At 62.8% G+C, this 26,016-nt stretch carries 23 protein-coding genes; 12 read left to right on the top strand and 11 right to left on the bottom strand.

Annotated features, from left to right (window positions below; translation table 11 throughout):
* Positions 1–122: 122 nt before the first annotated feature.
* A complete protein-coding gene (locus LU682_RS25100; protein WP_010955270.1) occupies positions 123–2,513 on the top strand; it encodes a TonB-dependent siderophore receptor in 2,391 nt (796 codons plus the stop codon).
* A gap of 29 nt (positions 2,514–2,542) precedes the next feature.
* Here the strand turns inward: LU682_RS25100 and LU682_RS25095 are convergent, their stop codons facing one another.
* Positions 2,543–3,418 carry a helix-turn-helix domain-containing protein gene (locus tag LU682_RS25095; protein WP_010955269.1) on the bottom strand — a complete coding sequence of 292 codons (876 nt, stop codon included), beginning with the start codon at positions 3,416–3,418 and terminating at the stop codon, positions 2,543–2,545.
* Positions 3,419–3,603: 185 nt separating this feature from the next.
* Here LU682_RS25095 and LU682_RS25090 point away from each other — a divergent pair, with 185 nt between their 5' ends.
* A complete protein-coding gene (locus LU682_RS25090) occupies positions 3,604–4,506 on the top strand; it encodes a DMT family transporter (RefSeq protein WP_010955268.1) in 903 nt (300 codons plus the stop codon).
* Between the two features lie 378 nt (positions 4,507–4,884).
* Entirely contained in the window at positions 4,885–6,213 is a 1,329-nt protein-coding gene (locus tag LU682_RS25085; RefSeq protein WP_010952293.1) for an IS110-like element ISPpu9 family transposase, read from the top strand.
* A 431-nt stretch (positions 6,214–6,644) separates the two neighbouring features.
* Here the strand turns inward: LU682_RS25085 and LU682_RS25080 are convergent, their stop codons facing one another.
* Together LU682_RS25080 and LU682_RS25075 are read right to left on the bottom strand one after the other, a co-directional pair.
* Positions 6,645–7,619, bottom strand: a complete 975-nt coding sequence (locus tag LU682_RS25080; protein ID WP_010952394.1) for a 2-hydroxyacid dehydrogenase — start codon at positions 7,617–7,619, stop codon at positions 6,645–6,647.
* 175 nt (positions 7,620–7,794) lie between these two features.
* Positions 7,795–8,742 carry a LysR family transcriptional regulator gene (locus tag LU682_RS25075; protein WP_003251712.1) on the bottom strand — a complete coding sequence of 316 codons (948 nt, stop codon included), beginning with the start codon at positions 8,740–8,742 and terminating at the stop codon, positions 7,795–7,797.
* Positions 8,743–8,933: 191 nt separating this feature from the next.
* Between LU682_RS25075 and LU682_RS25070 the strand changes: the two genes are divergently transcribed.
* The 4 genes from LU682_RS25070 to LU682_RS25055 are packed head-to-tail and all read left to right on the top strand — an operon-like array spanning position 8,934 to position 13,698.
* Complete coding sequence (locus tag LU682_RS25070) at positions 8,934–10,463, top strand: efflux transporter outer membrane subunit (RefSeq protein ID WP_010952395.1); 1,530 nt, start codon at positions 8,934–8,936, stop codon at positions 10,461–10,463.
* Positions 10,460–12,637 carry an FUSC family protein gene (locus LU682_RS25065; protein WP_003251716.1) on the top strand — a complete coding sequence of 726 codons (2,178 nt, stop codon included), beginning with the start codon at positions 10,460–10,462 and terminating at the stop codon, positions 12,635–12,637. Before LU682_RS25070 ends, LU682_RS25065 begins: the two co-directional genes overlap by 4 nt.
* Positions 12,627–12,827, top strand: coding sequence for a DUF1656 domain-containing protein (locus LU682_RS25060; RefSeq protein WP_003251718.1), 201 nt, complete (start codon positions 12,627–12,629; stop codon positions 12,825–12,827). The genes LU682_RS25065 and LU682_RS25060 overlap by 11 nt, the downstream gene beginning before the upstream one ends.
* A 10-nt stretch (positions 12,828–12,837) precedes the next feature.
* The gene (locus LU682_RS25055) at positions 12,838–13,698 is read left to right on the top strand and encodes an efflux RND transporter periplasmic adaptor subunit (protein ID WP_010952396.1); all 861 of its coding nucleotides are present in this window, start codon (positions 12,838–12,840) and stop codon (positions 13,696–13,698) included.
* Between the two features lie 72 nt (positions 13,699–13,770).
* Here the strand turns inward: LU682_RS25055 and LU682_RS25050 are convergent, their stop codons facing one another.
* The 3 genes from LU682_RS25050 to LU682_RS25040 all read right to left on the bottom strand — a co-directional run bounded on the left by LU682_RS25050 (position 13,771) and on the right by LU682_RS25040 (position 15,100).
* A complete protein-coding gene (locus LU682_RS25050) occupies positions 13,771–14,238 on the bottom strand; it encodes a type II toxin-antitoxin system YhaV family toxin (protein ID WP_010952397.1) in 468 nt (155 codons plus the stop codon).
* Positions 14,235–14,561, bottom strand: coding sequence for a type II toxin-antitoxin system PrlF family antitoxin (locus LU682_RS25045; RefSeq protein ID WP_014859917.1), 327 nt, complete (start codon positions 14,559–14,561; stop codon positions 14,235–14,237). Before LU682_RS25045 ends, LU682_RS25050 begins: the two co-directional genes overlap by 4 nt.
* A 92-nt stretch (positions 14,562–14,653) precedes the next feature.
* The gene (locus LU682_RS25040; RefSeq protein WP_010952399.1) at positions 14,654–15,100 is read right to left on the bottom strand and encodes a universal stress protein; all 447 of its coding nucleotides are present in this window, start codon (positions 15,098–15,100) and stop codon (positions 14,654–14,656) included.
* Positions 15,101–15,373: 273 nt separating this feature from the next.
* On the opposite strand from LU682_RS25040, the gene LU682_RS25035 reads away from it, so the two are divergent.
* The 4 genes from LU682_RS25035 (at position 15,374) to LU682_RS25020 (ending at position 20,478) form a co-directional block, all read left to right on the top strand.
* A complete protein-coding gene (locus tag LU682_RS25035; protein ID WP_010952400.1) occupies positions 15,374–16,279 on the top strand; it encodes a LysR family transcriptional regulator in 906 nt (301 codons plus the stop codon).
* Between the two features lie 116 nt (positions 16,280–16,395).
* Positions 16,396–17,937 (top strand): MFS transporter, encoded by a 1,542-nt coding sequence (locus tag LU682_RS25030; RefSeq protein WP_010952401.1) that lies wholly within the window; start codon positions 16,396–16,398, stop codon positions 17,935–17,937.
* Between the two features lie 28 nt (positions 17,938–17,965).
* Positions 17,966–19,027 (top strand): HlyD family secretion protein, encoded by a 1,062-nt coding sequence (locus LU682_RS25025; RefSeq protein ID WP_049587435.1) that lies wholly within the window; start codon positions 17,966–17,968, stop codon positions 19,025–19,027.
* Positions 19,024–20,478, top strand: coding sequence for an efflux transporter outer membrane subunit (locus tag LU682_RS25020; RefSeq protein ID WP_010952403.1), 1,455 nt, complete (start codon positions 19,024–19,026; stop codon positions 20,476–20,478). The genes LU682_RS25025 and LU682_RS25020 overlap by 4 nt, the downstream gene beginning before the upstream one ends.
* A gap of 248 nt (positions 20,479–20,726) precedes the next feature.
* Here LU682_RS25020 and LU682_RS25015 read toward each other — a convergent pair whose 3' ends face one another.
* Both LU682_RS25015 and LU682_RS25010 read right to left on the bottom strand, forming a co-directional pair.
* Entirely contained in the window at positions 20,727–21,539 is an 813-nt protein-coding gene (locus LU682_RS25015; RefSeq protein ID WP_010952404.1) for an SDR family oxidoreductase, read from the bottom strand.
* Between the two features lie 31 nt (positions 21,540–21,570).
* Positions 21,571–22,035 carry a hypothetical protein gene (locus LU682_RS25010; RefSeq protein WP_010952405.1) on the bottom strand — a complete coding sequence of 155 codons (465 nt, stop codon included), beginning with the start codon at positions 22,033–22,035 and terminating at the stop codon, positions 21,571–21,573.
* A 169-nt stretch (positions 22,036–22,204) separates the two neighbouring features.
* Between LU682_RS25010 and LU682_RS25005 the strand changes: the two genes are divergently transcribed.
* Complete coding sequence (locus LU682_RS25005) at positions 22,205–22,657, top strand: hypothetical protein (protein WP_049587318.1); 453 nt, start codon at positions 22,205–22,207, stop codon at positions 22,655–22,657.
* Between the two features lie 39 nt (positions 22,658–22,696).
* Here LU682_RS25005 and LU682_RS25000 read toward each other — a convergent pair whose 3' ends face one another.
* From LU682_RS25000 to LU682_RS24990, 3 genes are read right to left on the bottom strand one after another with little or no spacing between them, the layout of a single operon-like run.
* On the bottom strand, positions 22,697–24,151 hold the full coding sequence (locus tag LU682_RS25000; RefSeq protein WP_003251742.1) for a mannose-1-phosphate guanylyltransferase/mannose-6-phosphate isomerase: 1,455 nt from the start codon (positions 24,149–24,151) through the stop codon (positions 22,697–22,699).
* Positions 24,152–24,186: 35 nt separating this feature from the next.
* On the bottom strand, positions 24,187–24,834 hold the full coding sequence (locus LU682_RS24995) for an alginate O-acetyltransferase AlgF (RefSeq protein ID WP_003251744.1): 648 nt from the start codon (positions 24,832–24,834) through the stop codon (positions 24,187–24,189).
* 20 nt (positions 24,835–24,854) lie between these two features.
* Positions 24,855–26,012, bottom strand: a complete 1,158-nt coding sequence (locus LU682_RS24990) for an alginate O-acetyltransferase (protein ID WP_049587323.1) — start codon at positions 26,010–26,012, stop codon at positions 24,855–24,857.
* Positions 26,013–26,016: the final 4 nt, after the last annotated feature.

Below are 26,016 nucleotides of genomic sequence, written 5' to 3'. Positions count from 1 at the left end.
GCGAAGAGGCCGCCACAGCAAAAATATTTCCAGGCACAGGTGAGGTAACAGCACGTGGCATCCGTGTAATGAGTGAAAGTGCGATTGATTCGCAATAATCACCCCCTCACAGGTCTGCGTCCATGAAGTTCACCCCGCGTTGCGTCCCTCTCTGGTTCGGCCTTGCTGCGCTCCCGGCCTTCGCTGTCGCCCCCCTGGCAACCGCGGCCGAGCAGCTGCAGGCCTATGCCTTCGCCCAGCCGGCCCAACCCTTGGCCCAGGCCCTGAACGCCTTCAGCCGTACCACTGGCCAGAGCGTGGTCTACACCCTCGAGCTGCCGGGCGTGCAAGCGCCAGCGCTGAATGGCCGGTTCAGCGCCGAGCAGGCGCTGCAACAACTGCTGGGCAACGCTGGGCTGGCCTGGCGCCGCGTCGACGCACGTACCCTGACCCTCGAACCAGCAGACACCTCCGGAGCCCTCAGCCTGCAGGCCACCACCGTGACCTCGCAACTGGACGACTACAGCTACCAGCCCCCGGCCAGCGCTTCGATCATGCGCGGCCAGGGCCCGAACCAGGACATCCCCCAGGCAATCAACGTGGTACCGGCCCAGGTCATCCGCGACCAGGCCCCGCGCAACCTCGATGATGCCCTGGCCAACGTCAGTGGCATTACCCAGGGCAACAACTTCGGCGGCACATCCGACACGGTTATGAAACGTGGCTTCGGCGACAACCGCGACGGCTCGATCATGCGCGATGGCATGCCCGTGGTGCAGGGTCGCAACCTCAACGCCAGCACCGAGCGGGTCGAAGTGCTCAAGGGCCCTGCCTCGCTGCTGTACGGTATCCAGGATCCGGGTGGGGTCATCAACGTGGTCAGCAAGCGTCCGCAGTTGCAGCAGTACAACGCCCTGACCGTGCGCGGCTCGACCTATGGCAGCGGCAAGAACGGCAGCGGTGGCGGGCTCGACAGCACGGGCGCACTGGGTGACAGCAACTTCGCCTACCGCCTGGTCGTCGACCACGAAGACGAGGACTACTGGCGTAACTACGGCGTGCACCGCGAATCGCTGGTGGCGCCGTCGCTGGCCTGGCTGGGCGAAGACACCCAGGTGGTGCTGGCCTACGAGCACCGTGAATTTCTCTATCCGTTCGACCGTGGCACCGCGTTCGGCAACAACGGCCACCCGCTGAACATCCCTGCCACGCGCCGCCTGGACGAGCCGTTCAACGACATGGAAGGGCGCTCCGACCTGTATCGCCTGGAAGTCGACCATCAGCTGGCCGATGACTGGAAGCTGCACTTCGGCTACAGCTTCAATCGTGAGACCTACGATGCCAGCCAGGTTCGCGTGACCGGCGTCAACGAAACCCAAGGCACGCTGACACGCAGCATCGACGGTACCCACAACGCCATGAGCCGTGACCAGTTCGTGACCCTGAGCCTCAATGGCAATGTCGAGCTGGCGGGGATGCAGCATGACCTGCTGTTCGGCATTGACCATGAAGACCGCAAGATCTTTCGCGGTGACCTGATTCGCCAGACACCACAGTCCACGTTCAGTTATCTGGACCCGGTCTACGGGCAGGAAGTGGAGGGCACCAACGTGCGAGCCAGCGACAGCGACCAGACCGACAAGCTGCGCACCGATGCGCTGTTCGTGCAGGACGCGCTGCACCTCGATGAGCACTGGATCCTTGTAGCAGGTGCGCGTTTCCAGCAGTACGACCAGTACGCTGGCCGCGGTCGCCCGTTCAAGGCCAATACCGACATCAGTGGCCAGGCCTGGGTACCTCACGCCGGTATCGTTTACAAAGTCGACGACCAGCTCTCGTTCTATGGCAGCTACAGCGAGTCGTTCAAGCCCAACTCGACCATCGCGCCGCTGACCGGCAATGTCGTGCTCGACTCCTCGGTGGCACCTGAGGAGGGCAAGGCGTGGGAGCTGGGCGCCAAGCTCGACATGCCAGGCCGCATCACAGGCACCCTGGCATTGTTCGATATCACCAAGCGCAATGTACTGGTCTCGAACTTTGACGCCGTCACAAGCGAGACGGTCTACAGCAATGCGGGTGAGGTCAGTTCACGCGGTGTGGAACTCGACGTGACCGGCCAGCTCAGCGAGCGCTGGAGCCTGATCGGCAGCTATGCACTGACCGATGCCAAGGTCACCAAGGACCCTGATCTTGAGGGCAATCGCCTGCAGAACGTGGCCCGCCACAGCGGCTCGCTGTCGGCGGTGTATGACTTTGGCAGCCTGTTCGGGAGTGACCGGCTGCGCTTCGGTGCCGGCGCCCGTTATGTGGGCGAGCGTTCGGGTAACGCGACCAATACCTTCGACCTGCCGAGCTATACCGTTGCCGATGCGTTTGCCACTTATGAAACCAAACTCGACGAACACAACGTGCGCCTGCAACTGAACGTGAAGAACCTGTTCGACAAGGTGTATTACAGCTCGGCGGTGAACCAGTACTTTGTGGCGATTGGCGATGCGCGGCAGGTCAGTTTGTCGAGCACCTTCGAGTTTTAGGCAAATGGGGCCGCAGAGCGCCCCCGGTTTCAGATGAAAAAGGCCTTGCGGTATTCGCCAGGTGTGGCCCCCAGGGCTTGGCGAAACCGGTTGCTGAAATGGCTGGCACTGGCAAACCCGCACAATAAGGCAATCTCTCCCAGCGGCATTACTCCCAGCCGCAACAACTGGCACGCCCGGTGCAGCCGCCGGGCCAGCAGATACTGGTGCGGCGGGAGCCCGAAACTGGCGCGGAACATGCGCGCAAAGTGGTATTCGGACAGATTGCAGCGCAGCGCCAGCTCGTCCAGGGTGATGGGCTGGTCCAGGTGTGCCTCGAGGTAGTCGACCAACTGCCGGCGCAGGTTTGGCGCCAGCCCGCCTTTCAGGCGCAGGCCTTGGCGCAACCCGACCTGGCTGAGCAGCGCATGGTCCACGATCTCGTGCGCCAGGCTGCTGGCCAGCAGGCGCTCGCCGGGCTCGTCCCAGTCCAGCTGGATCAATTGACGAAAGCGGCCAGCCTGCTGCGGGTCGTCCAGAAAGGTCGCTTCCTGCAGTTGCAGCTCGCGCGGTTCCCGGTCGAGCAGGCGTACACAGCCCAGGGCGAACTGTGCCTCGCTGACATACAGGTGTGCCAGGCGGATCGCGCCATTGACGACCCAGTTCGATTCCTGCCCGGCCGGCATCACGCACAGCTTGTCGGGCGCACCTTTGTCGGCCGGGCGCTGGCGGCGGAAGGTGCCGGTGCCGTCGGCGATGTAGCACGACAAGGTGTGATGGCTAGGCGCCTGGTAGTCGCGCGCATCGTCACGGTTGCTCCACAACGCCGCCGCCAGTCCGTCGCCCAGGTGCGCGCTCAGCTCCAGCCTGGCATTGGGCGAGGCATGCATGGCGTTGAACACTTGCAACTGGGTGAGTGGCGTCATGGGCGGGTCCTCTTGCCTGCCATCCTACTGCGCCCTGGATCGAGTGACAGCTACCGGCGCAAGAAAAGCGCAAGTTTGTGCAAGCAGCCAGAGGCCGATCGCAAGAACACTGGTGATCCCTGTAGGAGCGGGTTTACCCGCGAAGCGCCGGGCACCGATTTCCAAAGGCCCAAGGAACCGCCACCATGAACCTGTCACTCTACCTGCTCACCGTCCTGATCTGGGGCACCACCTGGATCGCCCTGAAACTCCAGCTAGGCGTGGTCGCGATCCCGGTTTCGATCGTCTACCGCTTCGCCCTGGCCGGCCTGATCCTGTTTGCTTTCCTGTTGATTACCCGCCGGCTGCAACCCATGAACCGCCGTGGCCACCAGATCTGCCTGGCCCAGGGCCTGTGCCTGTTCTGCGTCAACTTCATCTGCTTCCTCAGCGCCAGCCAGTGGATCGCCAGCGGCTTGATCGCGGTGGTGTTCTCAACCGCCACACTGTGGAACGCGCTTAACGCCCGCATTTTCTTCGGCCAGAGAATCGCCGGCAATGTGCTTGGCGGTGGTGCCTTGGGCCTGCTTGGCCTGGGCCTGCTGTTCTGGCCGGAGCTGTCGCATCACGCAGCCAGCCGCGAAACCCTGTACGGCCTTGGCTTGGCCCTGTTGGGTACGCTGTGCTTCTCGGCCGGCAACATGCTGTCGAGCATGCAGCAGAAGGCCGGGCTCAAGCCGATGACGACCAATGCCTGGGGCATGGTCTATGGGGCGGTGATGCTGGCGGTGTTCTGTGTGGTCAGCGGCGTGCCGTTCAGCATGGAGTGGAATGCGCGCTATATCGGTTCACTGCTGTACCTGGTGGTGCCGGGGTCGGTGATTGCCTTTACTGCCTACCTGACCTTGGTCGGGCGCATGGGCCCGGAGCGGGCAGCTTACTGCACGGTGCTGTTCCCGTTGGTGGCGTTGAATGTGTCGGCGGTGGCCGAGGGTTATCAGTGGACGGCGCCGGCCTTGCTCGGGTTGGTGGCGGTAATGGCGGGGAATGTGCTGGTGTTTCGCAAGCCCCGGGCCAGGGTGGCTGAGGGTGTTGTGGTAGCCAAATAGATGATGGTTGCCTGGGCCGGCCCTTTCGCGGGTAAACCGCCCTGTAGGAGATCACCCAGCCCTTCCGGGCTGCGCTGTCGCGCAGCAAACATGAGGTGTACGGCTTCAGTTCCGCAGCGACGCTGACATTTTGAAAAAGAAAAGGCGGTTGGCCCGGTAGGGCCAGCCGCCTTTTGCTTTGTTAGGGTTCGTGTGCGCGGGACAGAGATCGTAGCCAGCACTGGTGTGTGTCTGCACACCCGCGTAGGAGAGTGATCCGCACGGTATCGGCGTGAAGTCCCTGTAGGCATCAGCTGATTCAGCTGTGACCACGTATGAGAGAGTGAACCCTTTCGCCACCGTGTGCCCCGCGCGCCCTTTATCCTGCGAGGATTCATCATGGCGCGCAAGCCTTCCAAGCAACGCTTTACCGTCGTCCATCCCGATTGCGCGGCGATCGATGTCGGTGGTCGAGAGCATTTCGTGGCGGTCGATCCCCGGCACGAAAATCCCGTCCAGTCGTTCACGTCCTTTACTGACGACCTGCTCAAGATGGCTAACTGGCTTGAAAGCCTGGGGATCAAGGTCGTTGCCATGGAATCCACGGGGGTTTATTGGATTCCAATTTACGAGATTCTCAGCGAGCGCGGTTTTGACGTTTATCTCGTCAATGCCAGAGCAACTCGGCAAATCACGGGCCGTAAATCAGATGTGCTGGATTGCCAGTGGATCTGGCAGCTGATGACTCATGGACTGCTCAGAGGCGCATTCCGCCCCGATGATCTGACCTGCTGCGTCCGGTCATTGGTCAGGCAGCGTGCTTCCAAAGTGAAAGACCAGGCGCAGACGCTGAACCGGATGCAAAAGGCCATGAGCCAAATGAACATCCAGCTGGCCAATGTCATCAGTGATATTTCCGGTGTAACTGGCATGAAGATTTTGCGGGCCATCTGCGCAGGTGAACGGGACCCAGTGCAACTGGCTGAACTAACCGACCGCCGCATCAAGGCAGGCAAGGAGGCTGTCGCTCGGAGTCTTCATGGCAATTGGCGGCGCGAGCATTTGCATGCGCTAACTCAGGAATTGGCTGCCTATGACTTCCTGGAGCAGCAAATTGCAGATTGTGACGACGCCATAAAAGCCGCGTTAGAGCAGTTGCCGGTGCTGCAAAACAAGCCAGAGCCATCCAAGAAGCCTTTACGGAGCCCACACCGAAACGGCGCCCAACAGACTGTATTGCATCAGACTTTGTGGAAAGTTCTTGGCGTGGACCTAACCGCAATTCCAACCATTGGGGTGGACACTGCATTAGTGCTGGCAGGGGAGATCGGTACAGATCTATCACGCTTCCCGTCCTCACAGCACTTCTGCTCTTGGTTGGGACTGGCTCCCCCTACCCGAATTTCCGGCGGTCATCGACTGGCAGGTGGTGGGCCCAAAATAGTCAATCGAGCAGCGCAAGCACTCAAGCAGGCTGCATCCAATGCCCGTAACGACAAGGGTTTCATTGGCGCATCGCACCGAGCCAGACTGACTCGAATGGATACCAGCTGCGCCATCAAGGCCACTGCGCATCAGTTGGCACGTCTGGTGTACAACCTGTTAACCAAGAAGCAGGCTTATGTTGAACAAGGTCTTGAGGAGTTCGAAACCAGAAGCCAAGACCGGCAGGTCCGGGCTTTGCTTCGCAAAGCCCGGAAACTGGGGTATCAACTGGTGGCCGCTTGAGTGCTTAGAAAACAATGGGTTGCATTTTGTTTGATGAGAGATCACCCAGCCCTTCCGGGCTGCGCTGTCGCACAGCAAACAGGATGCGCATGACGTCAGATCTGCACTGACATCGAGATCTAGAAAAGCATTCGCCGACTGATCCGGGTAGGTCAGCCGCCGAATACTTTGCTATGGTTCCCAATGCGCGGGAAAGAGGCCGTAGACCGCACTGGTGTGCTGCTTTGCTCCCGAATGAGAGAGTGGCCCAAATGGCATCGGCGTTAATCCCTGTCGGCACAGCTTGCTGTGACCACGTATAGAAGAGTGAACACTTCGCCGCCATTGACCCCGCGCGCCTGTTTTTTTCGCTAGAAAGAACAGTGGGTTATCTTTTGTTTGATAGAAGCGGGTTTACCCGCGAAAGGGCCGGCAAAGGCACCATCAAACGGTCAGCCCTTCCACACCTGCGGGTTCACCAGGTCCCGCGGCCGCTCGCCCAGCAGCGCCGCACGCAGGTTGTCGATCGCCCGGTTGGCCATGGCCTCACGGGTTTCGGCAGTGGCCGAGCCAATGTGCGGCAAGGTCAGCGCATTGGGCAGCTTGAACAGCGGCGAGTCGCTCAGCGGTTCTTTCTCGTACACATCCAGGCCTGTGCCGCGAATGGTGCCCGCCTGCAGCGCCTCGATCAGCGCCGCCTCATCCACCACCGGCCCACGGGCAATGTTGATCAGGAACGCACTCGGCTTCATCAGCTTCAGCTCGCGGCTGCTGATCAGCTTGCGGGTGGCATCGGACAACGGCACCACGATGACCACGAAGTCGGCTTCGGCCAGCAACTGATCCAGGCTGCGGAACTGCGCGCCCAGCTCCTTCTCCAGCGCGGTCTTGCGGCTGTTGCCGCTGTACAGGATCGGCATGTTGAAGCCGAAACGGCCACGGCGTGCCACTGCTGCACCAATGTTGCCCATGCCGACGATGCCCAGGGTCTTGCCATGCACATCGCTGCCGAAGTGGGCCGGGCCCACGGTGGCCTGCCAGTTGCCGGCCTTGGTCCAGGCATCCAGCTCGGCGGTGCGCCGGGCGCAGCCCATGATCAGCGAGAAGCCCAGGTCGGCGGTGCTTTCGGTCAGCACGTCGGGGGTGTTGGTCAGGGCGATGCCGCGCTCGTTGAAGTAGTCGAGGTCGTAGTTGTCATAGCCGACCGACACGCTGGACACCACCTCCAGCCTGGCCGCGCCTTCAAGCTGCGCCCGGCCGAGCTTGCGACCAACGCCGATCAGACCATGGGCTTCAGGCAGGGCTTCGTTGAACTGGGCGCTGATGTCGCCGAGCTTGGGGTTGGGCAGGATCACGTTGAAGTCTTGCTGCAGGCGTTCGGCCATGGCCGGGGTGATACGGCTGAAGGCCAGGACGGTCTTTTTCATCGGGCAACTTCTCTGCAAGGCGGGGTGGGGCTGTGCTGGTCCCTTCGCGGGCAAGCCCGCTCCTACGGGGGGGCGCGGTGCCTTGTAGGAGCGGGCTTGCCCGCGAAGGTGCCGGAACAGGCGAAATCAATGGTTAGCAACCTACCATTGTCCGCCCCCGCATTGCAGCAGCTTTTTAGTTGGCGATCAGCACCTGATGGGTTTTCAGGTCTGCCTCATGCGCGGCAAGAATCTCTGGCAGCGAGTTGCGCAGGTACTCGACCCAGGTCTTGATCTTGGCATCCAGATACTGCCGCGATGGATAGATGGCATACAGGTTCAACTCCTGCAGGCGATACTCCGGCAGTACCCGTACCAGGCTACCGTCCCGCAGGCCCTCGATAGCCGAATAGATCGGCAGCACGCCTACGCCCATGCCACTGCGGATCGCAGTCTTCATGGCATCGGCGGTGTTCACCATGAACGGCGAACTGGTGATGTTGACCATCTCTTGGCCTTCCGGGCCATCGAACAGCCACTTCTCCAGCGGTATCACCGGGCTGACCATGCGCAGGCAGGCGTGCTTGAGCAGGTCGGCAGGCTTGTGCGCCACGCCATGCTGGGCGATGTAGGCGGGCGAGGCACAGACAATGCTGTAGGTGATGCCCAGGCGCTGCGAAACGAACCCCGAGTCGGGCAGTTCGGTGGCCAGCACGATGGAGACGTCATAACCCTCGTCGAGCAGATCGGGCACGCGGTTGGCCATGGTCAAATCGAAGGTCACGTCCGGGTGCGTTTCGCGGTAGCGGGCGATGGCATCGACCACGAAGTGCTGGCCGACCCCAGTCATCGAATGCACCTTCAACTGCCCGGCCGGGCGCGCATGGGCGTCGCTGGCTTCGGCCTCGGCTTCTTCGACGTAGGTAAGAATCTGTTCGCAACGCATCAGGTAACGCTTGCCGGCTTCGGTCAGCGCAATGCGGCGGGTGGTACGGTTGAGCAGCCTTGTTTGCAGATGGGCTTCCAGGTTGGAGACCGCCCGCGACACGTTCGCGGTGGTCGTATCCAGTTGCGCCGCAGCGGCAGTGAAGCTGCCGAGTTGGGCTACGCAACTGAAAGCACGCATGTTTTGCAGGGTGTCCATGGGTCACTCTCGAGGTAGAGGACAAAATTGTGTCACGAAGTAACTTGGAAAAGAGAAAAAGTTGCCTTCGACCAAAGGCGGATTATCGCTGTTTTGGTAACAAAGATTCGCAGGAATCTGTGCTTATCGCCAGTGCTGCTGCCCCCTAGAATTGCCCGGCCCCTTCACCTCTTCCTCGGGAAATCGCAGCTGTGCCGCGTCGCATCATCAGAACGCTCAAGGCGTTCAGTGCCTGTGCCCTTGCCCTCACCTTGAGCGGCTGTATCGGAACCTGGGGCATTGCCCCGCAAAGCAAGACGCTGCAAGCCAATACCTTGACCACCGACGCGGCCATTCGCGAAGCCGCGACTGACGCTCACTGGCCCGACCAGCAGTGGTGGCACGCCTATGGTGACCCTCAGCTGGACCGCTGGGTTACCCTGGCCGTGGCCGGTAGCCCAAGCCTGGCCATGGCCGCAGCGCGGGTGCGCGAAGCCAAGGCCATGGCCGGTGTGGTCGAGTCGGCGGAAAAGCTCCAGGCCAACGGCCAGGCCACGCTCAAGCGCCACAACTGGCCGGAAGACCAGTTCTATGGCCCTGGCGCGCTGTCCGGTGCCAACACCTGGGACAACAACGCTGCCATCGGCTTCAGCTACGCCCTCGACTTGTGGGACCGTGAACGCAATGCCAGCGAGCAGGCCGTGGACCAGGCGCACATGAGCGTGGCCGAAGCCCGCCAGGCGCAGCTGGAACTGCAGAACAATGTGGTGCGTGCCTACATCCAGCTGAGCCTGCATTTTGCCCAGCGCGATATCGTCAAGGCCGAACTGGAACAGCAGGAGCAGATCCTGGCCCTGGCCAAGCGTCGCCTGGATGCCGGTATCGGCACCCATTTCGAAGTCAGCCAGGCCGAAGCGCCGCTGCCGGAAACCCACCGTCAGCTCGACAGCCTCGACGAAGAAATTGCCCTGACCCGCAACCAGCTGGCCGCACTGGCCGGCAAGGGCCCGGGGGAAGGCGCGCAGTTGCAACGCCCGGTCCTGGCCTTGGCCGCGCCGCTGAAACTGCCTTCGAACCTGCCCGCCGAACTGGTCGGCCAGCGGCCTGATGTGGTTGCCAGCCGCTGGCAGGTGGCTGCCCAGGCGCGTGGCATCGACGTCGCTCACGCCGGCTTCTTCCCCAACGTCGACCTGGTCGGCAGCCTGGGCTTCATGGCCACCGGGGGTGGCCCGCTGGAATTCCTGACCGGGCGCAAGTTCAACTACAACGTCGGCCCGGCCATCAGCTTGCCGATCTTTGACGGTGGGCGCCTGCGCTCAGAACTGGGCGTGGCCTCGGCGGGGTATGACGTGGCGGTGGCCCGCTACAACCAGACCGTGGTTGGTGCACTGAAGAACATCTCCGACCAGTTGATCCGCCGCGAGTCGATGAAAGAACAGTCGCACTTCGCCGCCGAATCGGTTGCTGCCGCACAGAAAACCTACGACATCGCCATGGTCGCGTTCCAGCGCGGCCTTACCGACTACCTGAACGTACTCAACGCGCAGACCTTGCTGTTCCGCCAGCAGCAGGTGCAGCAGCAGGTGCAGGCCGCCCGCCTGATTGCCCATGCCGAGCTGGTCACCGCCCTGGGTGGTGGCCTGCAGGCCGGTCAGGATGTGCCGAAAGAGGAACGCCAGGCAGCACCGAAGACCCCGGCCACCCTGGCCATTTTCGACAAGAAGCCGGATAACGCCGAATGAGCACTTCCAGTTTGCCCGTGCGCTGGCTGCAAAGCCTGGAATGGCGCCGGGGCTTCTTTGCCTGGGCACGCACCGACGGCGTGACCTGGGTGTACATCTTCAAGGTGCTGGCCGCCGCGTTCATTACCTTGTGGTTGGCCATGCGCCTGGAGCTGCCGCAACCGCGTACAGCGATGATCACTGTTTTCATCGTCATGCAGCCGCAAAGCGGGCATGTGTTCGCGAAAAGCTTCTACCGGGTGCTAGGCACCCTGGCGGGTTCGGCGATGATGGTGGCGCTGATCGCCATCTTCCCGCAGAACACCGAGCTGTTTCTGCCCAGCCTGGCGCTGTGGGTGGGCCTGTGCTCGGCCGGTGCCATGCGCTACCGCACCTTCCGCGCCTATGGTTTCGTGCTGGCTGGCTACACCGCAGCGATGATCGGCCTGCCGGTGCTGCAACACCCCGACCAGGCGTTCATGGCAGCGGTATGGCGGGCGCTGGAAATCGCCCTGGGTATTCTGGTGTCGACCTTCGTCAGTGCCGCGATCCTGCCGCAGTCGGCCAGTGCCGCAATGCGCAACGCCCTGTACCAGCGCTTTGGCGTGTTTGCCGGGGTGGTGGTCGAGGCCCTGCGTGGCGACAGTCAAAAGGACCGCTTCGAGAGCAGCAACGTGCGCTTCGTGGCAGAGGCAGTGGGCCTCGAGAGCCTGCGCAACGTCACCGCTTTCGAAGACCCGCATATGCGCCGTCGCAGTGGCCGGCTGGTGCGCATGAACAGCGAGTTCATGGCCATCACCACCCGCTTCAATGCCTTGCACCGCTTGCTGGAGCGCCTGCGTGCCCGTGGCCCGCTGCAAATTGTCAGCGCTATCGAACCGGGCCTGAATACCCTGGTGGAGTTGCTGCAGCCCTATGTGGGCCGGGCGTTGACTGACGCCGATGCGCTGCGCCTGACCCTGGAGCTGGCCGCCTACAAGGAAGGCCTGCAGGCCCAGGTGCGGGGGCTGCGGGCGGAGTACCTGGCAACGGACCCCAGCGAATCCGACCTGCTCGATTTCCATACCGCGTTCGAGCTGCTGTACCGCTTCGTCGACGAGATGTTGAGCTACGCCGAAACCCATGCCTCGCTGGCCGCGCACAAGCATGAGCGCGAGCAGTGGGACGAACCCTACGTGGCGCAGACCAGCTGGCTGGTATCGCTGGCGGCCGGTGTGCGCGCTTCGGCAGTGCTGTTGCTGCTGGGCAGCTACTGGCTGCTCAGCGATTGGCCCAGCGGCGCCATGATGACCCTGATCGCCACGGTCACCGTATGCCTTTCTGCAGCGTCACCCAACCCCAAGCGCATGTCGTTCCAGATGGCTTGCGGCACGGCCATCGGCGCTTTTGTCGGCTTCTTCGAAACCTTCTTCGTGTTCCCCTGGATCGACGGTTTCCCGCTGCTGTGCATGGTGCTGGCGCCCGTGTTCGTGCTGGGCGCTTTTCTTTCGTCGCGCCCTGCCTACGCCGGTTATGGCATTGGCCTGCTGGTGTTCTTCGCGATTGGTTCGGTGCCGAACAACCTCACCGTTTATGACCCGTACACCTTCATCAACGACTACATCGGCATGGTGATCGGCATGTTCGTCTGTGCCGCCGCCGGGGCGATCATCCTGCCGCCCAACAGCCGCTGGTTGTGGAGCCGCCTGGAGCAGGCGTTGCGCGAGCAGGTGCTGTTCGCCATCAGCGGCCGCCTGCGCGGCCTGGGCTCGGCCTTCGAAAGCCGCACCCGCGACCTGCTGCACCAGGCCTATGGCCTGGCGGCCGGCAAGCCGCAGGTGCAGAGCCAGCTGATGGGCTGGATGTTCACCGTGCTGGAGATCGGCCACGCCGTCATCGAGCTGCGCAAGGAGCAAGCCCGCGCCCCGGTGCACCCGGCCTATGCCGAGTCGCAGCCGTGGCGCCAGGCAATCCGTGTCATGGGCCGTGCGCTGACCCGGCTGTTCCTGCAGCCCAGCGCCAGCAACCACGAGCGCGCACTGGTGGCCGTGGACCACGCCATCGCCCGCGTGCAGGCCACCGACGAGCCATTCGCCCGGCACTTCGACACCTCGGTGCTGCGCCGCGTGCAAAGCTACCTGCACTTCATCCGTACTTCCCTGCTGGACCCACAGTCGCCACTGGCACCGGCGAAAGGATTGCACCATGCCCCGTGAGATCGCCTTCCATGGCGTGTACATGCCCACCATGACCTTGATGTTCCTGTTTGCCCTGGGCCTGGCCTGGGGCCTGGACCGGTTCATTGCCAGCCATGATGGCTACCGCTTCTTCTGGCACCCGGCGCTGCTGCGCCTGAGCCTGTTCGTCTGCTTGTTCGGCGCCATGGCGCTGTCTGTCTACTGGTGAGAATCCTTCGATGAAAAAGTTCTTCAGCCTGATCGCCACCCTGCTGGTGCTGGTCGCTGCCGTGGCCATCGGTCGCCAGTTGTGGCTGCACTACATGACCACGCCATGGACCCGTGATGGCCGTGTGCGTGCCGACATCATCAACGTCGCAGCCGACGTGCCCGGCTACGTGGTGGATGTACCGGTCAAGGACAACCAGCGGGTGAAGAAGGGCGACCTGCTGATCCAGATCGACCCTGAGCACTACCAGTTGGCCGTCGACCAGGCCAAGGCACTGGTCGCCTCGCGCAAGGCCACCTGGGAAATGCGCAAGGTCAATGCCAAGCGCCGTGCCGACATGGACAACCTGGTGATTTCCAAGGAAAACCGCGACGACGCCAGCAACATCGCCAATTCCGCCCAAGCCGATTATCAACAAGCCCTTGCCGAGTTGGCCGCAGCCGAGCTGAACCTCAAGCGTACGCACATCGTGGCGACGGTTGACGGCTATGTGACCAACCTGAATATCCACAAGGGCGACTATGCGCGTACCGGTGAAGCGGTGATGGCGGTGGTCGACGAGAATTCGTTCTGGGTTTACGGGTTCTTCGAGGAGACCAAGCTGCCGCATGTGAAGGTGGGTGACCAGGCCGAATTGCAGATGATGAGCGGCGAGCGTCTCAAGGGGCATGTGGAGAGCATCGCCCGCGGCATCTATGACCGCGACAACCCACAGAGCCGCGAGCTGATCGCCGACGTGAACCCGACCTTCAACTGGGTGCGGCTGGCACAGCGGGTGCCGGTGCGCATTCACATCGATGAAGTGCCGGAAGGGTTTTTGCTGGCGGCGGGGACGACGTGTACGGTGGTAGTCAAGCCTGGCGAAGGTTGACCTTCGCGACCATCCCGGCCTCCCGCATCATCTGTGGGAGCCCTGCTGATGCATGCGTATTAGCCAGTCGGCTCAATCTGCGGCAGCCTCTTGCAGCAACTGGTCCCAATCGTCCGGTGGGTTGCCGCTATGCAACATCTTTTGAAAGACCTTGTAAGCATCGTCGCTACTTTCATAGGCCCGCTTGCTCGACTCGTCATTGATCCAGGCCAGCACGATGATCCTGCTGGGGGTGTGGTAGCGGAAGAACAACCGGTACTGCTGGAAGAACTTTGCTCTGAACCAGTGCTTGTGGTCACCGCCAAGTGTTGCCCCTTGCCGGTATTCGGGTTTGGTCGGGTCTTGAGGGATTACATCGAACGCCAACCGCCGGATGGCGGCCAGCCTTTTAAAGGTATTTCTTTTCGTATAACCCGTTGGGTCTTTGTCCCGTTGAGCCTCGACTTGAGCGCTTAGCGCGTCCAGTTTGGCCAGGAACAGCGGGTGGGCAATTACAGTCCATCCATGAATAACCAGAGGCTTCCTGCTCGCATCACTCATTCATCGTCCGCCGACAGAGGTTGATCCAGGTCGACCTCCGCGTCGCCGACAAGCTTGTCGAGGCGCGCGATGAGGCCAGCATCGACAACCTGCAGCCGTTGAGGGTTGGTAGCGATATCGTGTGCCAGGAAATCCAGAAATTTGCCCAGTACCGGATCGTCCTCGGTTGCCTCTGCGCGGGTGAGTATCACCCCACCGTCGGGGCGAATCGAGTAATGGATCTTGTCACGTTTTTTCAAGCCCAAGGCGCGCCGCACCGTTTCGGGAACAGTGGTTTGATAGCGATCGGTCAGCGTGGACTCGACGTCGAAGGTGGCAGCCATGAGTAATGTCCTGTGGGTGACAGCGATACAACTCAAGGTAATGCGATTGCATTGCCTTGTCAATGCAGGTGCATTACCACGGTGATGAGCGGTCAGGCAGAGCCCACCAACACTGGCATGTCTACCCGGTCAATCACCTTCGCGCTGATTGACGGGTCCAGCAACCGCCCCAACCGCGACAGGTGGCGGTGGCCCATGATGATCAGTTCGCAGTTCAATTCCTGCGCTTTGGTCACAATCGCTTCAACCGGCAGCCCGGCCACCATGCAGCCCTGGCTGGCGAAGCCGGCTTGCTGCAGTTCGCGCACGGCCTCGGCTACGGCGTGGTCGGCATGCTGCTGTTCCTGGCAGGCGGCGGGGTATTCTTCCAGTTCCTCGGCGGTGTAGGGCGCAGGTTGCTCATGCACGGCGAAGGTGGAATCGATGGCCAGCAGCACGTGCAGTTCGTGTTCGCCGGGGCGGCAGTAGCGGCGGGCGAGGGTGAGCAGGGTGCTGGAGGCGGGGGAGGCGTCGATGGCGATCAGGACGGGGCTGGGCATTGGAATCCTTGGCAGAGGCTGGCTTGTGTGGCTGCAGGATCGGCCCTTTCGCGGGCATGCCCGCTCCCACAGGTGTGTCGCACAACATTCGGGAATTGTGGGGGGGCCTGTGGCAGCGGGCGCGCCCGCGAAAAGGCCAGACCTGCCAATGCTTCATTTAAGGCCGAATACGCCCAGTGAATAAATGCCCCACCACGCAAGAGCGCATTGCGTCTGATGCAATCCACCAACCTGCTACCATCGCGTTTCCCGCAGCTGTAACGGAAAACGGCCATGCAACTCCCGGACATGAACCTGCTCGTCGCCCTCGATGCCTTGCTCGACGAGGGCAGCGTGGTGGGCGCAGCGCAGCGCATGAACCTGAGCCCGGCGGCCATGAGCCGGACATTGGGGCGTATCCGCGATGCCTTGGGTGACCCGATCCTGGTGCGCGCCGGCCGTGGCCTGGTGCCTACGCCCCGTGCGTTGGCCCTGCGCGAGCAGGTGCATGGCCTGGTGGAGCAGGCCGGGCAGGTGTTCCGCAGCCGTGACGATGTCGACCTGGTGAACCTGGACCGTGCCTTCAACATCCGCACCAATGATTTGTTCATTGCCCTTTACGGCGCCCAGCTGCTGCGCATGATGCTGGCCCAGGCGCCGCGTACGGTGTTGCGGTTTGTCCCGGAGGGCAGTGGTGACGATGATGCAGTGCTGCGCAACGGGCATATCGACCTGATCATCAGCTCGGCCATTGAACTGGGCCCGGAAATCAAGGTGCAGAGCCTGTTCAATACTTACTTTGTAGGCCTGGCGCGTGTGGGCCACCCTATCTTCGATGCCCCGATCACCCCTGAGCGTTTTGCCGCCTACCCGCAGATCAGCGTGTCTCGACGCGGCCGTGCCAACGGGCCGATCGATGTGGCGTTGGCCAACCACAAGGTGGAGCGGCGCGTGGCCCTGATCACCACCAGCTTCCACTCGGCGATGTTCTCGCTGCCGGATTCGGACCTGATCCTGCCGATACCCGCCAATATCCTCAACAGTGTGCAGCGGTTGAAGTTGCCATTGCGCTCGTTCGAGATCCCGGTGCCGTTGGAGACGGTCAATGTAATGCAGGCGTGGCACCCGCGCTTCGACAACGACCCCGCGCACCGTTGGTTGCGCCAGACGTTGAAAGCGTGTGGCCGCATCGATCCGTGATTCAGGCATGGATTGCGTCTGACGCAATATAAAACTACCGACAAGTCAGTTTTCGTCAGCATTCGACCTTCTTAAACTTGCCCCAGCCCTGAAATTGTTGCTGGAGATGTATTCTCATGACTTCCCTGACGGCGCCCTCTGCGGCGCTGGCCGCCGCACCCGCGCCGGCCGCGCCTGCGCAGACGGCGTTTGGCCTGCAGGTGGTGGTCGGGCTGTTCGGTGTGTTGCTGGCTGTGCTGTGCGCCGGCCTCAACGAGTCGGTAACCAAGATTTCCCTGGCCGATATCCGCGGCGCCATGGGCATCGGTGCCGACGAAGGTGCCTGGTTGCTGGCGGTATACAGCGCCGCTTCGGTCTCGGCCATGGCCTTTGCGCCGTGGCTGGCCACGACCTTCTCGCTGCGGCGCTTCACCATGAGCGCAGTGGGTCTGTTCGCCGTGCTTGGCCTGCTGCAGCCGTTCGCCCCCAACCTGCACAGCCTGATGTTGCTGCGCGTACTGCAGGGCTTTGCCGCTGGCGCCTTGCCGCCGATGCTGATGAGCGTGGCCCTGCGCTTTCTGCCGCCAGGTATCAAGGTCTATGGCCTGGCCTGCTACGCCCTGACCGCCACCTTTGGCCCCAACCTCGGCACGCCGCTGGCGGGGTTGTGGACCGAATACGTCGGTTGGCAATGGGCGTTCTGGCAGATCATCCTGCCCTCGCTGCTGGCCATGGTCTGCGTAGGCTGGGGGCTGCCGCAGGACCCGCTGCGCCTGGAGCGTTTCAAACAGTTCGACTGGCGGGGCGTACTGCTGGGCCTGCCCGCCATCAGTTGCACTGTGCTGGGCCTGTCGCTGGGCGACCGCTGGGGTTGGTTCGACTCGCCGCTGATCTGCTGGCTGCTGGGCGGTGGCCTGCTGTTGCTGGTGTTGTTCATGTACAACGAGTGGTCCGAGCCGTTGCCGTTTTTCCAGTTGCGCTTATTGCAGCGGCGCAACTTGAGTTTCGCCCTGGTGACCCTGGCCGGCGTGCTGGTCGTGCTTTCGGGTGTGGGCAGCATCCCCTCGGCCTACCTTGCGCAGATCCAGGGCTACCGCCCGGCGCAGACCAGCCCGTTGATGATGCTGGTGGCCATGCCGCAACTGATCGCCCTGCCGCTGACGGCGGCACTGTGCAACATCCGCGCAGTGGACTGCCGCTGGGTGCTGGGCATTGGCCTGGCGATGCTGGCGGTGTCCTGTGTTGGCAGCAGCCTGCTGACCAGCGAGTGGATCCGTGGCGACTTCTACCCGTTCTACCTGCTGCAGGTGTTCGGCCAGCCGATGGCAGTGCTGCCGTTGCTGATGCTGTCCACCAATGGCATGACCCCGCAGGAGGGCCCGTTCGCCTCCAGCTGGTTCAACACCGTCAAGGGCCTGGCCGCCGTCATCGCCGGCGGCCTGCTGGATGTTCTTGGCACCCTGCGCCGGCATTTCCATTCCAATCACCTGGTGGACAGCCTGGGCAACGCCCCGCTGGTCGACGGCAACGCCGCTGGCCTGGCCAAGCGCATTCACGACCAGGCGCAGGTATTGACCTCGGCTGACCTCTATCTGGTGCTGGCCTGTATCGCCGTGGCCCTGATCTGCCTGATTCCTTTCGTGCCTACCCGGGTCTATCCGCCGCGTGCGGTGGCTTGAACCCTGGATGATTTCGAGAACCATTGAAATGACCAACAACCGCAAAACCCTTTTCATCGGCTCGGTGCTGGCCGTGGCCGTCCTGGCCGGCATCGTCGGCCCCTGGATGTTTGGCAGCGATCACCGCCAGAGCACCAATGACGCCTATGTGACCGCCGACTACACCGTGGTCGCGCCCAAAGTCGCCGGTTTCATCAAGCAAGTGCTGGTGGAAGACAATCAGCAGGTCACAGCTGGCCAGTTGCTGGCGACCATCGACGCGCGTGACTACCAGGCCGCGCTGGATGCTGCGCAGGCGCAGTTGCTGGTAGCCCAGGCACAAAGCGCCGATGCCCGCGCCACGCTTGAACGCCAGGACGCGCTGATTGCCCAGGCCGAAGCGGCAGTGAAGGCGGCCCAGGCTGAGGTGGCGTTCGCCGACCATGAAGTCAACCGCTACAGCCGCCTTGCCGAGCAGGGCGCGGGTACCGTGCAGAACGCCCAGCAGGCGCGCAGCGCTGTCGATCAAGCCCGTGCTCGCCTGGCCAACGCTCAAGCTGCGCGGGTGGCGGCGCGCAAGCAGGTGGACATCCTCACGGCTCAAGTGGCCAGCGCCGATGGCCAGCTCAAGCGTGCCGAAGCAGGCCTGGAAAAGGCCCAGCTCGATCTGTCCTACACCCGCATCACAGCGCCGGTGGACGGTATGGTCGGCGAACGCGCCCTGCGCGTGGGGGCCTACGTCAACCCGGGCGCTCGCCTGCTGTCGGTGGTGCCGTTGCAGCAGGCCTATGTGGTCGGCAACTTCCAGGAAACCCAGCTGACCCACGTACAGCCGGGCCAGCCGGTGCGCATCAGCGTCGACACCTTCTCCGGCGAAACCCTGCAAGGCCATGTGCAAAGCATTGCCCCGGCTACCGGCGTCACCTTCGCCGCAGTCAAGCCAGACAACGCCACCGGCAACTTCACCAAGGTGGTGCAGCGCATTCCGGTCAAGATCGTTCTCGATGATGGCCAGCCACTGCTCACCCGCCTGCGTGTGGGCATGTCGGTCGAAGCCACCATCGACACGCGTGGCGACAAGCTGGACGGCAAAGAGGTAAGCGCGCGATGAAACCGGGATTACGCTTGAGCCCTTTGCTGCTGGCTGTGCTGCTGACCGGTTGCACCCTGGGCCCGGATTTCCAGCGCCCAGATAGCCAGGCCCCGCAGCAGTGGGCGCCGCTGCAAGGCGAGGCAGCGGCCAGTCAGCCGCAGGCCGAACCGCTTGAACTGCGCTGGTGGGAAACGTTCCACGATGCCCGCCTGAGCGCGTTGATCCAGCGCGTTGCCGAACGCAACCTCGACCTGCAGATGGCCAGCGCGCGGTTGCTGCAAAGCCGTGCCCTGCGCAGTACCTTGGCTGCCGACGAAGTACCGTCGGTGGACGTGAACGCCGGTTACAGCCGTGCTCGTAACAGCGCCGATGGTTTGAGCGATCCGTCCGGCAAGGCCGGGAAAGAAGCCTTCAACCTCTGGCAGGGCGACCTGGTGGCCGGTTGGGAACTGGATCTGTGGGGCCGTGTGCGGCGTCAGGTCGAGGCTGCCGATGCCACGGTCGAAGTGGCCGAGAATGACCGCCGCGGTGTGCTGCTGGCACTGCTTTCGGAAACCGCCGGCAATTACATCCAGCTGCGTGCCGTGCAGCACACCCTCGATGTGACGCAGGATAACCTCAGGGTCGCCCGGCACAGCCTGAAGCTGTCCCAGGACCGCCAGGCCGAAGGCGTTGCCACGCGCCTGGATGTGGCCCAGGCCAGCGCCCAGGTCGCGTCTATCGAGTCGCGCCTGCCAAGCCTGGAAGCGCAGCGTGATGACCTGATCAATGCCCTCAGCCTGCTCGCTGCCGAGCCGCCGCGCAGTCTCCAGGCCGAATTGCTGCAAGGCGGCGAGCTGCCTGCGCCGCAGCAGAAGTTTGCCATCGGCTTGCCGTCCGAACTGGCCGAGCGCCGCCCGGACATCCGCCAGGCCGAGGCCCGCCTGCATGCCGCCACCGCCAGCATTGGCGTGGCCAAGGCGGATTTTTACCCCAGCATCCGCCTGTCGGGCAGTGTCGGCTTCCAGGCCCTGCAGCTGTCGGATTTCGGTGGCTGGGATTCGCGCCGGTTTGCCTTCGGTCCACAGATGTCGCTGCCGATTTTCGAAGGTGGCCGGCTCAAGGGCACCCTGGAACTGCGCGAGGCGCAACAGCAGGAAGCCGCGCTGAACTATCGCAAGGTGGTGCTGGGGGCCTGGCATGAAATTGACGATGTGCTACGCCTGTACAACGCCAGTCAGTTGCGCCGTGATCACCTTGCCGAGGCCGTGCGGCAAAACCGAATCGCCCTGGAAACCGCCCAGCGCCAGTATGTGGAAGGGGCGGTGGACTTTCTCAATGTGCTGACGGTGCAAGGTGCGCTGCTGGCCAGCGAGGAGCAATGGATCGACAGCTCGGCCGCGGTGTCGCAGGCGCTGGTGGGGCTGTACAAGGCGCTGGGTGGAGGCTGGCAGGCGTTTGATGAGCCGCCGCCGAATGCTCACGGTTAGAGAGGACGCGCAGTATCTGGAGGGCGGGGTACTGCGGTCCATGGCATGATGCTTTACAGCCTGTACTGGCCTCTTCGCGGGTGAACCCGCTCCTACAGCGGCCTGTGTCCAACCACCGATGTGTGTCCACCACCAATCTGGTGTAGGAGCGGGTTTACCCGCGAATACGGTAGCGGCGGCAACGGTGAACGGCGGGTGAAAATTGTCCTGCAGGCCCGGCCCTTTCGCGGGTACAGGCAGGCGATCACTCAGAGCGGGCGCAGCAGGCCAAAGCGCTTGCGCAGCACCCAGTCCAGCAACCGCCGCGGCAGCAACCGTGCCATCAGCGGCAAGGCTGTACTGCCATTCCCCAAACGTACCACCGCGGGCGCCGGCGACTTGCCGACGGCTGCCAGCACGCCTTGGGCAAATACCGCCGCCGACGTTGGCTTGTCCTGCGATGCCCGCGCCCGCGCCTGCACATGCTCACGCAAAGGCCACCACGCCGAGTCTGCCGCCAGCACCTGCTCGGCCTGGCGCTGGGCATTGCTGGCGAACTGCGAGGCGATTGCGCCCGGCTGTACTTCCATTACCCGTACACCGAACGGCGCCAGTTCCAGGCGCAAGGCATCGCTCAGGGCATGCACAGCCGCCTTCGAGGCGCAGTACGCGCCAGCGAATGGCGTGACCAGTACGCCCGATACACTGCCGATATTCACCACCAGGCCGCGTGAGCGGCGTAGCAGCGGGAACAGCGCCCGGGTAACGCCGACCACGGCGAAGACGTTGGTTTCGAATTGCTGGCGCAGGGCGTCGACGCCACCATCGAGCAGTGGGCCCATGGCGCCGTAGCCGGCGTTGTTGATCAGGATATCGAGGGTATCAAGTTCCTCTGCCAGGCGGGCCAGCGCCTCGCCATCGTTTACATCCAGCTGCCGAGCCGTGTAGCCGGCGGCACTCAGTTTCTCGACATCCTCAGGCTTGCGGGCGGTGGCCCAGACATGGTGGCCCGCATCGCGGAAGGCGTCGGCCAGGGCGCGGCCGATGCCGCTGGAACAACCGGTGATCAGGACGGTGGGCATGGTAGGGGCCTGTTGTCATGGAGGAAACACATCAATTGGCAAACGTACCTTGCAGGTGCTCGGCTCGGAATTCCAGGGTCTGCGGCCGATAGCCGGAACGCAGCGGCGGCAATGGCAGGCAGTCTTGCCACTCGGCCCCCGGCTGCAATTCACCTGGCCCGCGGTATCGCGGGGCGTTGTAGGTGTTCTCGGCCAGGTTCACGGTATCGCCCGGTGCGTACGCCGCCACGCGCCAGCGCAGTTCGGTCAGCGGCACGTCGTTGCCGTTCTTCATGCGTACCTGCAAGGCACGGTCGGCGGGACAGTGTTCGGGGGCGTAGGTCAGACGCAGGTCCAGGCGCGCCAGTCGACTGCTTTCGCGGCTGTCTTGCCAGACCACGAACAAGGCCACCAGGCCCAGGCCACACACAGCCGCCAGGGAGATGGGAAGAGCCTTGGCTGGGTAACGCAACAACAACACCAGCCAGGTGAGGATCAGCAGGGCACCGATCAGCATCGCGTAATCGCCTCATTCGCGCGGATGGATGGCTACAGCCTATCGAGAACCCAGCGGTCATGTCACCGGTGAGTCACTGTGCCAGAAGCCAGACCTAGCAGTGCTGCGAGTGTTGGAAAAGGTACATCCATTCTAGATTCCGCCATGCCAATTCAAAAGGAGCATGGCCATGAGTGACACATCGGTTGAGCAAAAGCTTGCGCAAGAAATGAAAAAAACACCTGCCAAGGGCAACGTTACGGCTGTCATCAGCCTTGCGGGTCAAAAGGAGGATTTCGTTTCCGAGGGGGTGGACTACGGGAGCGCCGAAAAATCAGCGTGGTTGTACGCGTACAAGGGGCAGGCCGAAGATGCGGACGTCTACATTGACTTCGATCTGGAACTACAGGAGGGCGTGCGGGATGTCGTCATCGGGGGTGAGGCGAACCGGGCGCTTGTTCACAAGCGCGGCACAACCTATGGCGGCTATGCGAAATCCGGGCGTATCCGGAAACTCGAAATGACTGCCACAAGCATCAGGGCTGAATCCTTCGAATTTGAAGGGGAGGATGATTTGCAGCGACCTTTCAGGGTGGTGGGTGGCCCATTCGACATCTACGTCATAGCCCCGAGCGTTGAATAAGCAGGCTCGCCCCTGGTCAGCCCAGGGGCGAGTCAGCATTTACTGCGCGATGGTCTTCACCGAAACGCCGCGCTCGATGGGGGTGGACGTGCGCCCATACACATCCTCGAAGCGCTCGATGTCATCCTCGCCCAGGTAGCTCCCGGACTGCACCTCGATGATCTCCAGCGGGATCTTGCCCGGGTTGCGCAAACGGTGCACCGAAGCGATGGGGATGTAGGTCGACTGGTTTTCGGTCAGCAAGAACACGTTCTCGTCGCAGGTCACCTCGGCGGTACCGGATACCACGATCCAGTGTTCGGCGCGGTGGTGGTGCATCTGCAGCGAGAGGCTGGCGCCCGGCTTGACGGTGATGTGCTTGACCTGGAAGCGGCCGCCCATGTCCACCGAGTCGTACGAGCCCCACGGGCGATACACTTCCAGGTGGTTCTGGGTTTCCGTGCGGCCCTGTTCGTCGAGGGTCTTGACCATCTGCTTGACGCCCTGGACCTTGTCCTTGTGGGCAATCATCATGGCATCCTTGGTCTCGACCACCACGATGTTCTCCAGGCCGATCACCGACACCAGTTTGCCGTTGCCGTGGATCATGCAGTTGCGGCTGTCTTGAACCACCACGTCGCCCTTGGTGACGTTGCCGTTGTCGTCTTTCTCGTGCACTTCCCACAGCGACGACCAGCAGCCTACATCGCTCCAGCCGGCCGACATCGGCACCACGCAGGCACGCTGGGTTTTCTCCATCACCGCATAGTCAATGGAGTTGTCCGGGCAGCAGGCGAAGGTGGCTTCGTCGATGCTCAGTACATCGCCGTCTTCCTGGCTGCGCTCCAGGGCCAGTACGCAGGTGTCGTAGATGTCGCCGTCGTGCTTTTTCAGCTCTTCGAGGAAGCGGCTGGCGCGGAACAGGAACATACCGCTGTTCCAGAAGTAACCACCGGCCTGGACGAACTCGGCCGCGCGTTTCTCGTCGGGCTTCTCGACGAACTGCGCAACCCGCGCCACGCCTTCGGGCAGCAGCGCATCCTGGCTGGAACGGATGTAGCCGTAGCCGGTTTCCGGCTTGGTCGCCGGCACGCCGAACAGCACCATCTCGCCACGCTCGGCGGCCACGGTGGCCAAGGCCAAGGCACGTTGCAGGGCTTTCTGGTCATCGATCACATGATCGGCAGGCAGCACCAGCATCAGCTCGTCGCGGCCTTCGTTGACCAGCTTCATGGCAGCCATGGCCACGGCCGGCGCGGTGTTGCGGCCGAACGGTTCCATGAGGATGCCTTGGGTTTCCAGCTTCAGTGCGGCCAGTTGCTCCTGGACGATGAACTTGTGGTCCTTGTTACAGACCACGATCGGGGTGTCCATGCCCTCGAATACCAGGCGCTCGATGGTTTGCTGGAACAGCGTATGTTCACCGGTCAGGGCCAGGAACTGTTTGGGAAACTGCTTGCGCGACAGAGGCCACAGACGGGAACCGCTACCACCAGAAAGAATTACCGGGATCATCATGTTTCTCCAATAGTCGTTGAGAGGCAGGGGAATCAGTTGCTAGCCACGGGGCGAGTTACCCACACCGGCGACAAGGCGTTGCCGGAACCCGTTACGTACAGCACTGCGGCTTCGCCGCGCTCCAGGGCGACGGGTTTCACGTCACCCACTTTCTTGTCTCCTTGGTACAGCGCCAGGTTGACCTTGACCGGGTTGATTTCGCGTTCGCCACGGCCGTTGGCGGCCACCGGCTTGACCACTTCGGTCTTGCCGTCGGCGGTTTTCAGGGTCAGTTGCTGGTCGCTCAGGTTCTGCACGCGCACCAGGGCTTTCTGCTTGTTCTTGAACGGTGGTTCTTCGATCAGTTTCGGGCTGCCGCTGTTGCTGTTGACCAGGGTGTAGTACTTGTCCGAGGCCAGCTTGACCGGCACGCTCTTGCCGCCGACCTGGGCGGTGTAGTCGCCGCCTGGCAGGAAGCTGAAGTCGCTGCTGGCCTGTGCGCCCACCTGTTTGATCTGGGTGTTGCCGACCGACGCGGCGGCCGGTGCGCTGGTCGCGTTGTACAGGCGTACGAAGGTCGAGCCTTTCGGCGCGCTTGGGCCATACAGTGCGGCGTCGGCACCAGCGAAGGCCTGCATCGAAGCAAGGGAAAGGCCGGCCGCGAGGGTGAGGGCTTTGGCAATGGAAGTCTTGGTAGTCATGTGCGTTTCCTCTCTATCAGTCAGTGGTCTGTCCGGGTGGACGACAAGGCCAGGTTTTCTTCGGATTTACGGGAGTTTTTCAGCTGCGCGATCCACTGCGGATCGAAGCTGCTGAGGTCGTTTTTCATTGGCAGATAACGTTCGGGGAATTCCCACACCACCACTTGTGGTGCGGCGTTCTTGAAGGCATCGCTTTGCAGGTACTTGAGCATCGGCAGCAGCGGGCCATGGCCGTCTTCGGCGTAGTTGGCGACGTCGCTGCGCAGGGCCTGCTGCAGCGCGCCAAGGAAGTTCCAGTGCGGGTTGGCGCTGTAGCTGGTGCCTACCAGTGCAACCGGGATCTGCTTGTCGGCGAACAACGCGTCGCCGGCGTCACCCTCGGCATCGACCGGCCGGGTGGTGCGTTTCTGCAGGTTGTCCGGGGCCGGCAGCAGGTTGCTGAACAAGGGGTCCAGTGGCAGGAAGTTGGTCAGGTCGCCCTTGTAGGGGGCGGTGTTGCCGGCTTCGGTGATGAAGGCTTGTGGGTCGCCGTTGAGCAGGCTCTGGCGGCTGACCGCTTCGGCCAGCGCCTGCGCCGCCACTTCGGCACCCATAGGCGTCCAGTGGGTATCGGTACGCAGGAATACCTGGCCGCGGGCCTTGGCCTGCTCCATCGGTGCCATCAGGTCCGGTGCGAACACGTTGGCCTGGCGTGCCTGGGCATGGAACTGGTTGTACAGGTCGTCATGCAGGCTGGCAGGCCGCTCTTTGCCCAGGTACTCGGTGTAGACCCGTGCCTTGGCCGGCACGATCGCCAGCACCAGCTGGCTACCGTGTTGCTGCAGGGTGTCGCGTACGCCACGGATCAGTGCCAGGTTTTCCTGCATCAATTGCTCGGCACCGGCGGTGGGCTTGAACTCTTCGTCGCTGAACAACCACTGGTCGCGGCCCAGTACCACACCTGGGCGGCCTTCGTTGAACAGCTTGAAGTCCATGGCCGCCCACACGTTGGTGCCCAGGCGCTTGATCGGGAACTCGGCGTCGTAGTGGGTCTCGGCGGCCTTGGCCAGCTTGCCGTTGAGCAGGGTCATCTGCTCGGTGCGCTGGAAACTCTGCAGGCCACCGGTGGACCAGGCGCCCATGCCGACCAGCAGGCCGAGGAACGACAGGGAGTAGGTGATGCGTAATGTCCGGGTCATGGTC

This window comes from Pseudomonas alloputida (assembly GCF_021283545.2).
Classification (GTDB): Bacteria; Pseudomonadota; Gammaproteobacteria; order Pseudomonadales; family Pseudomonadaceae; genus Aquipseudomonas; species Aquipseudomonas alloputida.
Note: the sequence above shows the minus strand (reverse complement) of the source record. Positions and strands in the feature narration are given on the sequence as shown.